This window comes from Maricaulis sp. (genome assembly GCF_039978735.1).
Taxonomy (GTDB): Bacteria; Pseudomonadota; Alphaproteobacteria; order Caulobacterales; family Maricaulaceae; genus Maricaulis.
In genome coordinates this window covers 32,502-45,431 of record NZ_JBDWAS010000056.1, presented here as the reverse complement: position 1 = coordinate 45,431, position 12,930 = coordinate 32,502, and the positions used below count along the sequence as shown (strand labels likewise).

Genomic DNA, 12,930 nt, shown 5'->3' with positions numbered 1-12,930 from the left:
ATCCCGGCGCCGACAGGCTTGCTGGAAACTTCCGATACCTCGCTGCCACCCCATCCACCACGCCTTCGGCGCGGTCCCCCTTCCCCATCAAGGGGAAGGATGGCGGGCGTCGGCACAATCAGGTCGCCAACCGGGAGAACCGCATGAAACACTTTCTGACCGCCGCCACAGCCGCCCTGGCCCTCACGGCCACGGCGACCGCCCAGGATTATTTCCCGCCGCGGGGGGATGCGGACTGGGAGCGGCGGGAGGCGGTGGAGATGGGGCTGGATCCCGTTGCCCTGCAGGCCGCCGTGGATTTCGCCATCGCCAACGAGACCGCGCCGCCGGAAGGCTGGACGGGGGTCGATGTGCGCGACCTGTCCGTCATGGTGCCGCTGACCTGGGCGTTCGAGCCCTTCTCCAGCCCGGTGGGCGAGTTGCGGCCGCGTGGCGGTCCGGCGGGGATCATCCTGCGCGATGGTTATATCGTCGCCGAGTGGGGCGATCTGGAGCGGGTCGACATGACCTTCTCGATCTCCAAGAGCTTCCTGTCGCACACGGTGGGGCTGGCGGTGGATGACGGGCTGATCGCCAGCGTCGACGACGCCGTCTCCGGCTATGTCGCGGACGGGCGCTTCAGCACGGACCACAATGCGCCGATCACCTGGGACCAGATGCTGCGCCAGACCTCGGGCTGGTGGGGCACGCTGTTCGACAAGCCGGCCTGGGCCGACCGTCCGGCGCGCGACAATCCCGCGCGCGACCTTGTTGCCGGTCCGCCCGAGCCGGGTTCTGCGTGGGAATACAATGATGTGCGCGTGAATGCTCTGGCGCTCGCTGCACTGCATGTCTGGCAGCGTCCGCTGCCGGATGTGCTGGCCGAGCGGATCATGGACCCGATCGGATCGTCCGGCACCTGGGAATGGCACGGCTATGAGAACAGTCATGTCGAGATCGGCGGCGAGACGATGTGGTCGGTGTCCGGCGGCGGCCATTGGGGCGGCGGCATGATGATCTCGGCCTATGACCAGGCGCGCTTCGGTCTGCTGGGGCTTCATCGCGGCAATTGGGATGGCGAGCAATTGCTGTCGGAGGGCTGGTATGAGCGTTCGCTGACGCCGACCGATGTGATGCCGTCCTATGGCTATATGAACTTCTTCCTCAACACGCCGGGCGATGAGCGCGCGGCGATCGCGGTGGAGGAGGCGCCGGCCGGAAGCTTTACCTATCTGGGCGCCGGCGCGAACATGATCTTCATCGATCCCGAACACAACATCGTCGCCGTCGTCCGCTGGATCGATGCCGGCCAGCGCGGCGAGTTCATCCGCCAGCTGATGCAGGCGGTGCAGGAGTAGGGGCAGAGCCTCAGCCTTGTCATCCCGGCCGAATGCCCCGCGCAGGCGGGGCGCAGGGCCGGGGCCTATACGCGCGCTGGCGGCCGAAGCAGGCTCGACAGTTGAGACAGGCTAGCGAGCACCGGGATTATGGGTCCCGGACTTGCGCCCGGCTCAAGGCCGGGCATCCATCCGGGATGACAGCGTGGTGCGCCTCATCCCTGCGGGCTGAAGCGTTCGGTCATCGAGTGGCGTGAGCCGGGATGGGTGAGGCGGGCATAGGTGACGACGTCCTGGCCCTGGAAGGTGCGGCGTTCCAGCACCAGGCAGGCCGCGCCGGGCTCGACGCCGAGACGGCGGGCCAGGTCTGCATCGGCATTGACGGCGGAGACCGTGTGTTCGGCTTCGGTCCAGGGTGCGGCGCGCAGCAGCCAGCCGCCGGGGCCTTCCGTGTCGAAACCGGCCTGGGCGGCGCCGGGCAGAAGGGCGAGATTGATCCAGCGTTCCTCGAACTCGACGATCTCGCCATCGGCCGTGTGCAGGCATTCCACATGCTGCAGGCGGGCGCCGGGCGGCAGGCGCATGGCTTTCGCGATCCCGGGCGAGGCGGGCACCGTATCGTCGGTCTCGCAGATATAGCCATAGGCCTGGCCGCGAGCGGGAATGGCCTTGGCCATGTCGACGATCTTCAGCAGGGCGGCGGGGGCGTCTGGCTGGGCCACGAAGGTCCCGGCGCGGCGGCGGCGGACCAGCAGGCCGTCCTCGGTCAGCTCACGCAGGGCGCGGTTGACCGTCATGCGGGCCGTGGCGAGCGATCGGGACAGGTCGGCTTCCGAGGGCAGGCGGTCGCCCGGCTTCCACGCCCCGGACCGGATCTGCGCCGTCACGGCGCGCTTGATCTGGTCGTAGACCGGTCCGTGTCCGTCCAGTTCGATGGCCTCGATCTGCGGCATCAGCCCCCTCCGTGCAGCAGGTCCGCAATGGCGGTGCGATAGGCGGCGAGCGCGCTTTCGCGCGCCCGGGCGCGGCCTGCTGTCACCTGCGCCTGCCCTCCGACATGCACCGAGCGGACACACCCCTTGTCGCCGCAGAATATCCAGCTGTCCAGCAAGGCGTCCGCAGATCGTCCCGTCAGATGCGGATTTTCCGTGTCCAGTTCGACGAAATCGGCGCGCTGGCCAGGGGTGAGACCGGCGGCGGGCTGTTTCAGGGCCCGGGCCCCGCCGGCGAGGGCGGCCTCGAACAGGGTGCGGCCGGTCGAGCGGCCGGGGGCGGCGAGGGCATTGCGGCGGCGGGCGGTCAGGCGGACGCCGTATTCCAGCAGGCGCAGCTCCTCGGCAAGATCGATGCGGATATGGCTGTCCGAGCCGATACCGATCCGGCCGCCGGCCTCGAGATAGGCCCGCGCCGGAAAGAGCCCGTCGCCCAGATTGGCCTCGGTGAGCGGGCACAGGCCGGCCACGGCGCCGGAGCGGGCGAGGGCGGTTGTTTCATCGGCGCCCATATGGGTCGCGTGGACGAGGCACCAGTCGGCGTTAACCGCGACATGGTCCATCAGATGGGCGACCGGGCGCTGTCCCGTCGCGGCGAGACAGTCCTCAACCTCTTGTGTCTGCTCGGCAATATGGATGTGGAGCGGGGCGTTTTCCACAAGTGGCAGAATGGCAGAAATATCCTTAACGGGGGCGGCGCGCAGGGAGTGCGGCGCCAGGCCCAGTCGCGCATGGGGCAGGGCTGCGACATGCCTCCGCGCAGCCTCGATGAGGGCGGCATAGCTGTCCGGATCGTGCAGGAAGCGCCGCTGGCCATGGCTGGCCGGGGCGGCGTTGAAACCGCTATAGCGGTAATAGACGGGCAGCAGGGTGAGGGCGATACCGGTTGAGGCGGCGGCGGCGCAGATCCGCCCGGCCATCTCGGCGCGGTCGTCATAGGGCGTGCCGTCGGGGCCGTGATGGAGATAGTGGAACTCGCCGGCAGAGGTGAAACCGCTCTCCAGCATCTCCACCTGCACCCAGGCGGCAATCGCCTCGACATGGTCCGGGGTGAGGCGGTCGTTGAAGGCGTACATCAATTGCCGCCAGGACCAGAAACTGTCCTCGCCCTCGCCACGGCGCTCGGTGAGGCCGGCCATGGCGCGCTGGAAGCTGTGCGAGTGCAGATTGGCGAGGCCCGGCACCACAGTGCCCAGCCGGGTCGCGTCCTTGGCGGGCGATGTGCCGGGACGGATATCGGCGATCAGGCCGGCTTCGTCGACACGGATCGTAACGCCATCGGCCCAGCCATCGGGCAGGAGGGCGGACTGGCAGTAAAATTCAGCCATGGCGGCATGACCCCGCTGGACAGACTCGGTTTGAGGATTTTATTGTATAGACAATTAGCCGCATGCAAAGGCCGTCCCATGCAATTCGACCGTCTTCTCACGAATGCGCGCCTGGCGACAATGGTGCCGGGCGGTGCCGCCTATGGCGCTATCGAGGGCGGCGCGATCGGGATTTCTGGCGACCGCATCGCCTGGGCCGGGCCCATGTCGCAAGTGCCGGGCGAGGCCGCTGTCACCGAGAATATGGACGGGCGCTGGATCACGCCGGCCCTGGTCGACTGTCACACCCATCTCGTCTTCGCCGGCGACCGCTCGGACGAGTATGAGCGCAAGCTGGCGGGCGAGGATTATGCCGCCATCGCCCGCGCGGGCGGCGGGATCCGCAAGACGGTCGAGGCGACGCGCAAGGCCGGTGCGGCCGAGCTGGCTGCCGGGGCGCTGTCGCGGCTGGATGCCTATGCCCAGGAGGGTGTCGGTACGGTCGAGATCAAGTCGGGCTATGGCCTCACGCATGACAGCGAGCTGGCGCAGCTGAAGGCGGCGCGCGGCGTCGGCCTGGCCTCAGGCATGCGCATTTCCGCGACCCTGCTGGCGGCGCACACCGTGCCGGTGGAGTATGAGGGCCGCTCGGGCGCCTATATCGACGAGGTCTGCATCCCGCTGGTGCGCGAGGCCGCGCGGACGGGTCTGGCCGATGCGGTCGACGCCTATTGCGAGGCCATTGCCTTCTCGCCGGAAGAGACGCGCCGCCTGTTCATTGCCGCCAAGGCGGCCGGCCTGCCGGTGAAACTGCATGCCGACCAGCTCTCCGATACCGGCGGCGGCCAGCTGGTCGCCGAGTTCGGCGGCCTGTCGGCGGACCATATCGAATACACGAATGAGGCGGGCATTGCCGCGATGGGCAGGGCGGGCACGGTGGGCGTGCTGCTGCCCGGCGCCTTCTATGCCCTGCGCGAGACGCAAAGACCGCCGGTCGAGGCGATGCGCGCGGCCGGTGTGCCGATGGCCGTGGCGACCGACGCCAATCCGGGCACCTCGCCGCTCGTCTCGCTGCTGACGGCCGCCAACATGGCCTGCACGCTCTTCCACCTGACCGTGGAGGAGGCGATCGCCGGCATTACCCGCGAGGGCGCACGGGCGCTGGGTCTAGCCGGCGAGATCGGCACGATCGAGGCCGGCAAGGTGGCGGATCTGGCTGTCTGGGACATCGAGCGTCCGGCGGAACTGGTTCAATGGATCGGAAAACGGCCCCTGCATGGCCGTATCCTGGGAGGAGAATGGCTGTGAGTTCGGTGACCGTAACCCCCGGCAGGATGACCCTGGCCGACTGGGCCGCAATCTGGCGCGGTGCCGGCGTGACCATCGATCCGGCCGCGAAAGCGGATGTCGATGCCGCTGCGCAGACTGTCGACGATCTCATCGCTTCGGGCCGGGCGGTCTACGGGCTCAATACCGGTTTCGGCAAGCTGGCCCAGACCCGGATCGCCAATGAGGAACTGGCGACGCTGCAGGAAAGACTGGTGCTGTCGCATGCCGCCGGCGTCGGCGATGCGCTGCCCGAACCGGTCGTACGCCTGATCCTGGCGCTGAAAATGGCGTCGCTGGCCCGCGGTGCCTCGGGCGTGCGCTGGACCACGATCGCGGCGATCCAGGCGATGCTGGACACCGGCGTGCTGCCGGTGATCCCGTCCCAGGGCTCGGTCGGGGCCTCGGGCGATCTCGCACCGCTGGCCCACATGTCCGCCGCCCTGATCGGCGCCGGCGAGGCGACGTACAAGGGCGAGCGCCTGCCGGCTGCGGACGCGCTGAAAAAGGCCGGGCTGGAACCGGTCCGGCTGGGCCCCAAGGAAGGATTGGCGCTTCTGAACGGGACCCAGGCTTCGACGGCGCTGGCACTGGCCGGCCTGTTCGAGGTGGAAAGCGGTTTCCAGGCGGCGCTGCTGTCCGGCGCGCTGTCGGTCGAGGCGGCCAAGGGCTCGGTGGCGCCGTTCGATCCGCGCATCCACCAGCTGCGCGGTCATCCCGGCCAGATCGATGTGGCGGGCGCGCTGCGCGGTTTGCTCGAAGGGTCCGGCATCCTCGCCAGCCACGAGAATTGCGACAAGATCCAGGACCCGTACTGCCTGCGCTGCCAGCCACAGGTGATGGGCGCCGTGCTGGACCTTCTGCGCCAGGCCGGCCAGGTGCTGGAACGCGAAGCCAATGCCGTCACCGACAATCCGCTGGTCTTCACCGATACCGGCGAAGCGATCTCCGGCGGCAATTTCCACGCCGAACCGGTGGCTTTCGCCGCCGACCAGATCGCCATGGCGGCCTGCGAGATCGGCTCGATCTGCGAGCGGCGCGTGGCGCTGCTGACCGATCCGGCCGTTTCCGGCCTGCCGGCTTTCCTGACGCCCAATCCGGGCATCAATTCCGGCTTCATGATCGCCCATGTCACGGCCGCGGCGCTGGTCTCGGAGAACAAGCAGAAGGCGTATCCGGCCTCGGTCGACAGCATTCCAACCTCGGCCAACCAGGAAGACCATGTCTCCATGGCCACGCATGGCGCCTTCCGCCTCCTGAAAATGGCGGAGAACCTGCACAATGTGGTGGCGATCGAGACGCTGTCCGCCGTGCAGGGGATGGAGTTCCACCACGGGCTGACCTCATCGCCGCGGCTCGAGGCCGTGCGGAGATGTTTGCGCGAGGCGGTTCCCGCCTACGGCGACGACCGCTATTTTGCGTCCGATATCGCCAGTGCCCGCCGCCTGGTGACGGGCAGGGGGCTCGTCGCGGCAGCGGGTGAATTGCCCGGGATTGCCTAGATGAATGTCTTCTTCGAGAAACGCGGAAGCTCGCCGCTGATCGTGTCCATGCCGCATTCGGGAACCCATCTGCCCGACGGAATGGCCGAGCGGATGACCGGGGCGGCACGCGGCCTGCCGGACACGGACTGGCATGTGCCGGAACTCTACGATTTTCTCGACGAACTCGGCGCCAGCACGATCCGAGCCACCCATTCGCGCTATGTCATCGATCTCAATCGCGACCCGACGGGCGCCTCGCTCTATCCCGGCCAGGCCACGACGGAACTGGTGCCGACGACATTGTTCGACGGGTCGCCGGTCTACCGGCCGGGCGAGGAGCCGGACGAGGACGAGATCGAACAGCGCCGCACCGAGTACTACGATCCCTACCACCGCGCCCTGACCGAGATGATCGTCAAGGTGCGCATGGAGCACGGCTATGTCGTGCTGTGGGACGCGCATTCCATCCTCGATGAAGTGCCGCGCCTGTTCGAGGGCGTGCTGCCGGATCTCAATCTGGGCACGAATGGCGGGGAGAGCTGCGACCGGACCATCGAGCGCTGGGCGGTGAAGGCGATGATGGATCACGAGGACTATGCCTCCATCGTCAACGGCCGCTTCAAGGGCGGCTGGATCACGCGCGCCTATGGCCGCCCGGGGCTCAACGTGCATGCCCTGCAGATGGAACTCGCCCAGTCGGCCTACATGGACGAGGGCGAGCCCTGGACATTCAGCGAAGACAAGGCGGGCAGGCTGCGCCTGGCGCTCAAGGACACAATGAAGGCGGCCCTGAAGGCGGCCGCGATGCTCTATTCCGGAGAGGTAAAGTAAGTTGACCCAGACCCGCCGCGACAATTCCCGCATCATCCGCGCCAGGCACGGCAGCGAACTCGACGCCACCCACTGGGCGGCCGAGGCGCCGCTGCGTATGCTGATGAACAATCTCGACCCTGAAGTGGCCGAGAAGCCGGAAGAACTGGTCGTCTATGGCGGGATCGGCCGGGCCGCGCGCGACTGGGAGAGTTTCGACCGGATCGTTGCGACCCTGAAACGGTTGAAGGAAGACGAGACGCTGCTGGTCCAGTCCGGCAAGCCGGTGGGCGTGTTCCGCACCCACAGGGACGCGCCGCGCGTGCTGATCGCCAACTCCAATCTCGTGCCCCACTGGGCAAACTGGGACCATTTCCGCGAGCTCGATAAGAAGGGGCTCATGATGTACGGCCAGATGACGGCCGGGTCGTGGATCTATATCGGCTCGCAGGGCATCGTTCAGGGCACCTACGAGACCTTCGTCGAGGCCGGCCGCCAGCACTATGACGGCGATCTGGCCGGCCGCTGGATCCTGACCGGCGGTCTGGGCGGGATGGGCGGCGCCCAGCCGCTTGCCGCGACCATGGCGGGCGCCTCCATGCTGGCCGTGGAATGCCAGCCGAGCCGGATCGAGATGCGTCTGAAGACCGGCTATCTCGACCGCAAGGCCGACACGCTGGACGAGGCCATGGCCATCATCAACGAGGCCGTCGCGAAGAAGGAAGCCGTCTCGGTCGGCCTGCTGGGCAATGCCGCCGAGGTCTTCCCGGAACTCGTCAGGCGCGGCATCAGGCCGGACATGGTCACCGACCAGACCTCGGCCCACGATCCGGTCAATGGCTATCTGCCCGCCGGCTGGACGCTGGCCGAATGGGACGAGAAGCGCGAGAGCGATCCCGCCGCCGTCGAGAAAGCCGCCAAGGCCTCGATGGCCGTGCAGGTAAGGGCGATGCTCGACTTCTGGGAGATGGGCATCCCGACGCTCGATTATGGCAATAATATTCGCCAGATGGCCCAGGATGAGGGCGTTGCGAACGCCTTCGATTTCCCCGGTTTCGTGCCGGCCTATATCCGCCCGCTCTTCTGCCGCGGCATCGGCCCGTTCCGTTGGGCGGCGCTGTCGGGCGATCCGGAGGATATCTACAAGACCGACGCCAAGGTGAAGGAACTCATCCCGGACAATCCGCACCTGCATCGCTGGCTCGACATGGCGCGCGAGCGCATCCGCTTCCAGGGTCTGCCGGCGCGGATCTGCTGGGTCGGGCTGGGCGAACGGCACAAGCTGGGCCTGGCCTTCAACGAGATGGTGGCAAAGGGCGAGCTTTCGGCGCCCGTCGTGATCGGCCGCGACCACCTCGATTCAGGCTCGGTCGCCAGCCCCAACCGGGAAACCGAGGGCATGATGGACGGCTCCGACGCCGTCGCCGACTGGCCGCTTCTCAACGCGCTGCTCAACACCGCCTCCGGCGCCACCTGGGTCTCGCTGCATCATGGCGGCGGGGTCGGCATGGGCTATTCCCTGCATTCCGGCCAGGTCGTCATGGCCGACGGCACACCGGAAGCCGCCGAACGCGTCGGCCGCGTGCTGTGGAACGATCCGGGCACGGGCGTGATGCGCCATGCCGATGCGGGGTATGACATCGCGAAGGATTGCGCAAAGGAGCAGGGGCTGGATCTGCCGAGCGTGGTGTAAACTTACACAGCCACTTTCCCCGGAGGAGCAGAGCGAATTCCGGGGCCCGGCGGCGTGGGCCGTCATGCGAAGTTGTCGACAACGCCAGACCCCGGAACACGTCCGGGGGAATTGGTAGAATAGTCCACGTCCACCACCGTCATTCCGGCGAAAGCCGGAACCCAGATCGTAGAGCGCAGCGACAACCCGATTGGCGCGATCGCGCTTTGTGATCTGGGCCCTGACTTTCGTCAGGGTGACGATCCATAGGCCGGGATGACAATGGAAATCGGGAGCAATAGAAACAAGGCAACGAATCCTCAAGGAGCCCCACAATGTCCGACGCCTTTTTTGCCGATCTTCGTGCCGAGCTGGAAAACATCGAGGCGGACGGGCTCTACAAGCGCGAGCGGATCATCACCTCGCAGCAATTCTCCGAGATCGATGTGCGGGCGAATGGCGATGAGAGCCATGTCATCAATTTCTGCGCCAACAACTATCTCGGCCTGGCCAACCGGCCGGAGCTGATCGAGGCGGCGAAGGCGACGCTGGACAGTCATGGTTTCGGCGTCGCCTCGGTGCGCTTCATCTGCGGCACCCAGGATCTGCACAAACAGCTGGAAGCAAAGATCGCCGAATTCGCCGGCTGCGAGGACGCCATCCTCTATGCGGCGGCTTTCGACGCGAATGGCGGCGTGTTCGAACCGCTTTTGGGGCCGGAGGATGCGATCATCTCCGACGCGCTGAACCATGCCTCCATCATCGACGGTGTGCGCCTGTGCAAGGCGAAGCGCTATCGCTATGCCAATTCGGACATGGCCGACCTGGAGACCCAGCTGAAACAGGCGCGGGCCGATGGCGCGCGCCACATCCTGATCGTCACCGACGGCGTCTTTTCCATGGACGGCTACATCGCCAATCTGCCGGAGATCGTGCGGCTGGCGAAACAGTATGACGCGCTGACCATGGTGGATGATTGCCACGCCCACGGCTTCATGGGCTCACAAGGCCGCGGCACGCCGGAACATTGCGGTGTTTTCGGCGAGATCGACATCGTCACCGGCACGCTGGGCAAGGCGCTGGGCGGGGCGATGGGCGGCTTCACCGCGGCGCGCAAGGAAATCGTCGACATGCTGCGCCAGCGCTCGCGGCCCTATCTCTTCTCCAATTCTCTGGCACCGGCGATTGCAGGCGCCTCGCTGAAGGCGCTGGATATGGTGGCTGAGGGCGACGATCTGCGCGCGCGCCTGTTCGACAATGCCAAACGCTTCCGCGCCGGCATGAGCGAGGCCGGTTTCGATCTCCTGCCGGGCGAGCACCCGATCATTCCGGTGATGCTGGGCGATGCGAAACTGGCCCAGGAAATGGCGGCGAAACTGATGGAGGAGGGCGTCTATGTGATCGGCTTCTTCTATCCGGTGGTGCCCAAGGGCAAGGCCCGCATCCGCACCCAGATGTCCGCCGCCCACACGCCGGAGATGATCGACCGTGCCGTCGCCGCCTTCACCAGGGTGGGCAAGGCGATGGGGGTGATCTAGCATTCTGTTGTAGCGGTTTTTGGGGGGAACATGAGCGAGAATGATGTCCTCTTGGAGGAGTACAAGGTTACTGAAGCCCAGATACAGTCGTACGACGCGTTTATCGTGCAGATAAAGAATTGGGCCGTTGTTTCTGTTACAGCAATATTGGCTGTTGCAATGCAAGCAAAGGAGCCTGCAATTATTGTTCTAGCGTTTTTTGGCGGTTATAGCATTTTGGTATTGCGCTGGAGTTTATAAAACATTTCAGAATCATTATATTATGAGATCCAGAGATATAGCCGTTAGAATTGACGGAAAAGATGAGTTCGAGGACTTTTCAGGATACAGTGATCGAGACCCGCTAAAATTTGGAGTCAGTCCGTATTTCAAAATTTATGAACGCAAGAATTTTGTAATTAAAACTTTCATGGCTGTTCAGCAAATGTATAGAATAAGTTTGTCAGCTCTTTTCGGTTTTGTGTTTTTTGTTTGTGTTGTTGCGTTTTTTGTAATGAATTTCTTGGTTGTTGAAGACTCTTCGAATACAACGGAGTTCACGATAACTGGTCCCGGAAATGTCCAGATCGAGCGTATTGACCCGCCCGAATAGATCTGACCCCGGATTCCAGACCCGCCAATCCCTCCCGGATTCGGCGGGGCGCAATCCCTCTAATTCCCTATGGGTTTTCCGGCTAACGTCTTGGTGTTCAAGAGTTTAGCTGGAATGGAGGGACGTATGAAACTCAGTCTGCTTGTTAGCGGTGCTGCCATCCTTGCCGTGTCTGTCGGTGCCCTGATGTGGGGGCTGCCCCAGTATGGTGTCTGGCAGCAGGAACTGGCCGGCCGGGCCGAACTGGTCCGCGCCGAGCAGAACCGCCGTATCGCCGTGCTCGAGGCCCAGGCGCGCCTGGAGGCCGAGGAGCTGAATGCCCAGGCCGAGATTGCGCGCGCCCATGGTGTCGCCGAAGCCAATGCCATCGTGGCCGAGGGCCTGGGCGGTCCGGAAGGTTATCTGCGCTATCTGTGGATCCAGTCGCTGGGCGAGAACGGCCAGGATGTGATCTACATCCCGACCGAGGCCGGGCTGCCGATCCTGGAAGCCAGCCGTCACCTGGCCGAATAGGCCGGACACGCCGGTACCGTTGCAGCGGTGCCGGCGTCTTGCTGAGGGGACGGGCGCCATCGGTTTCCCGCTGCCCCTTTGCCCGAATGGCGCTAGTATTGTCCGGCAGTTTCGCCCTTGTGGCGAATTCCTGCATCCGAATGATCGCTTGGGGGCATCACACGGGTAACGGTGACACAGGGGACCGATATGACGGATACCAGCGAAATACGCGCCAGCAGCGCCCGTCCTTCCGACGAGATGCTGCCCTTCCTCAATAATTTCCACGACATCTTCACCACGCTCGGCGTGCTGATCCTGCTGGGCGGGCTCGGCGTCGGCGCCGGCCAGGTGATGGCCGGGCTCGACATGGCCGAAGGCAGCCAGGCCTGGCAGAACATATTGATGGCGCTGATCGGCGGTATCGCCGTGTTCGCCTGGTTCCTCTCCGCGCTTCTGGTCGGCAAACAGCGCCGCATCCTGCCGGGCATCGTCCTGTCGGGCGTGTTCGGTGTTGCGACCGCCATCGTGCTGGTCTGGGGCTATGCGCAGTTCCTGATCCACGTCACGGGCATTTCCGAAAGCAGTTTCGAGCTGGGCAGCGAGAGCGCCGACAACATGGCCTTCGGCCGCGAAGCGGTGATGGCGGTCGTGTCGCAGATCCCGCTTTCGGTGCGCGTCATGCCGGTCGTGTTCGGCCTCGCCTTCGTGCTGCCGATGATCGCTTACTATCGCGTCTACCGCCTGCCGTTTGCCGGAGGTCTGGTCGGGGCGGGCGCGGTGATGACGGCCGTGCTGACCCTGCTGGTCATCGAGCCCTATACGGCCATCGTCTGGATGCCGGCGATCAATGTCGCCGCCGGTGCCGCCCTGCTGGCGACCGGGATCCTGTTCGATGCCCGCGACCCGGGCCGTGAAACGCGCCTGTCCGGCACGGCCTTCTGGCTGCATTTCTTCGCCGCGCCGATCCTGCTGGGCGCCGTGCTCAACATGGCGCAGGTCGGCCTCACGCTCGACGAGAGCGATTTCGCGAACCCTGACGCGATCAACCTGTTTGCCGCGCTGGCGGCCGACAGTGCCGAGGCGATGCGCCTTGCGGTGACCGCTCTGGTGGTGATCGGCCTGTTCGCGCTGGTCTCGCTGCTGATCAACCGGCGTGCGCTGATCGTCTCCGGTCTGGTCACTGCGGGCGTGTCGATCGGCGTCATCGTCAATTCGACCGATCTGGGCGCCGGCGTGGTCGTCGCCGTGACGCTGCTGGTGCTGGGCGGGATCGTTGTCCTGCTGGGCGCGGCCTGGAACCCGGTGCGCCGGATCCTGCTGCTGCCCATTCCGCAGGACGGCCCCCTCGGCCGCATCTTCCCGCCGGTCAGCGCCGCCGAAGGCTGACCGCCCGCGTCG

The 12,930-nt window shown here is 65.6% G+C and carries 11 protein-coding genes; 9 read left to right on the top strand and 2 right to left on the bottom strand.

Annotated elements, in window-relative coordinates; translation table 11 throughout:
* The first annotated feature begins 143 nt into the window (after positions 1-143).
* Positions 144-1,337, top strand: a complete 1,194-nt coding sequence (locus tag ABJO18_RS16655; RefSeq protein WP_348509172.1) for a serine hydrolase — start codon at positions 144-146, stop codon at positions 1,335-1,337.
* Between the two features lie 194 nt (positions 1,338-1,531).
* On the opposite strand, the gene hutC is transcribed toward ABJO18_RS16655, so the two are convergent.
* Together hutC and ABJO18_RS16645 are read right to left on the bottom strand one after the other, a co-directional pair.
* Positions 1,532-2,269, bottom strand: coding sequence for a histidine utilization repressor (gene hutC, locus ABJO18_RS16650; RefSeq protein WP_348516019.1), 738 nt, complete (start codon positions 2,267-2,269; stop codon positions 1,532-1,534).
* On the bottom strand, positions 2,269-3,636 hold the full coding sequence (locus ABJO18_RS16645) for a formimidoylglutamate deiminase (RefSeq protein WP_348509266.1): 1,368 nt from the start codon (positions 3,634-3,636) through the stop codon (positions 2,269-2,271). The genes hutC and ABJO18_RS16645 overlap by 1 nt, the downstream gene beginning before the upstream one ends.
* Positions 3,637-3,714: 78 nt before the next feature.
* On the opposite strand from ABJO18_RS16645, the gene hutI reads away from it, so the two are divergent.
* From hutI to ABJO18_RS16605, 8 genes are all read left to right on the top strand, one after another.
* The gene (gene hutI, locus ABJO18_RS16640; RefSeq protein ID WP_348509265.1) at positions 3,715-4,923 is read left to right on the top strand and encodes an imidazolonepropionase; all 1,209 of its coding nucleotides are present in this window, start codon (positions 3,715-3,717) and stop codon (positions 4,921-4,923) included.
* Complete coding sequence (gene hutH, locus ABJO18_RS16635) at positions 4,914-6,443, top strand: histidine ammonia-lyase (protein WP_348509264.1); 1,530 nt, start codon at positions 4,914-4,916, stop codon at positions 6,441-6,443. The genes hutI and hutH overlap by 10 nt, the downstream gene beginning before the upstream one ends.
* A complete protein-coding gene (gene hutG / locus ABJO18_RS16630) occupies positions 6,444-7,256 on the top strand; it encodes an N-formylglutamate deformylase (RefSeq protein WP_348509263.1) in 813 nt (270 codons plus the stop codon). It begins immediately after the preceding gene.
* A 1-nt stretch (position 7,257) separates the two neighbouring features.
* Positions 7,258-8,928 (top strand): urocanate hydratase, encoded by a 1,671-nt coding sequence (hutU, locus tag ABJO18_RS16625; RefSeq protein ID WP_348509262.1) that lies wholly within the window; start codon positions 7,258-7,260, stop codon positions 8,926-8,928.
* Between the two features lie 314 nt (positions 8,929-9,242).
* On the top strand, positions 9,243-10,445 hold the full coding sequence (locus ABJO18_RS16620) for a glycine C-acetyltransferase (protein WP_348509261.1): 1,203 nt from the start codon (positions 9,243-9,245) through the stop codon (positions 10,443-10,445).
* A 30-nt stretch (positions 10,446-10,475) separates the two neighbouring features.
* Positions 10,476-10,685 carry a hypothetical protein gene (locus tag ABJO18_RS16615; protein WP_348509260.1) on the top strand — a complete coding sequence of 70 codons (210 nt, stop codon included), beginning with the start codon at positions 10,476-10,478 and terminating at the stop codon, positions 10,683-10,685.
* Between the two features lie 478 nt (positions 10,686-11,163).
* Positions 11,164-11,550 carry a membrane protease subunit gene (locus ABJO18_RS16610; protein ID WP_348509259.1) on the top strand — a complete coding sequence of 129 codons (387 nt, stop codon included), beginning with the start codon at positions 11,164-11,166 and terminating at the stop codon, positions 11,548-11,550.
* Positions 11,551-11,739: 189 nt separating this feature from the next.
* Entirely contained in the window at positions 11,740-12,918 is a 1,179-nt protein-coding gene (locus ABJO18_RS16605; protein WP_348516018.1) for a hypothetical protein, read from the top strand.
* The last annotated feature ends 12 nt before the right edge of the window (positions 12,919-12,930 follow it).

Bases quoted from the DNA above. Each gene is read 5' to 3' on its own strand.
- ABJO18_RS16655 (WP_348509172.1), top strand. From the start codon at position 144: ATGAAACACTTTCTGACCGCCGCCACAGCCGCCCTGGCCCTCACGGCC.
- hutC (WP_348516019.1), bottom strand. From the start codon at position 2,269: ATGCCGCAGATCGAGGCCATCGAACTGGACGGACACGGACCGGTCTAC.
- ABJO18_RS16645 (WP_348509266.1), bottom strand. From the start codon at position 3,636: ATGGCTGAATTTTACTGCCAGTCCGCCCTCCTGCCCGATGGCTGGGCC.
- hutI (WP_348509265.1), top strand. From the start codon at position 3,715: ATGCAATTCGACCGTCTTCTCACGAATGCGCGCCTGGCGACAATGGTG.
- hutH (WP_348509264.1), top strand. From the start codon at position 4,914: ATGGCTGTGAGTTCGGTGACCGTAACCCCCGGCAGGATGACCCTGGCC.
- hutG (WP_348509263.1), top strand. From the start codon at position 6,444: ATGAATGTCTTCTTCGAGAAACGCGGAAGCTCGCCGCTGATCGTGTCC.
- ABJO18_RS16620 (WP_348509261.1), top strand. From the start codon at position 9,243: ATGTCCGACGCCTTTTTTGCCGATCTTCGTGCCGAGCTGGAAAACATC.
- ABJO18_RS16615 (WP_348509260.1), top strand. From the start codon at position 10,476: ATGAGCGAGAATGATGTCCTCTTGGAGGAGTACAAGGTTACTGAAGCC.
- ABJO18_RS16610 (WP_348509259.1), top strand. From the start codon at position 11,164: ATGAAACTCAGTCTGCTTGTTAGCGGTGCTGCCATCCTTGCCGTGTCT.
- ABJO18_RS16605 (WP_348516018.1), top strand. From the start codon at position 11,740: ATGACGGATACCAGCGAAATACGCGCCAGCAGCGCCCGTCCTTCCGAC.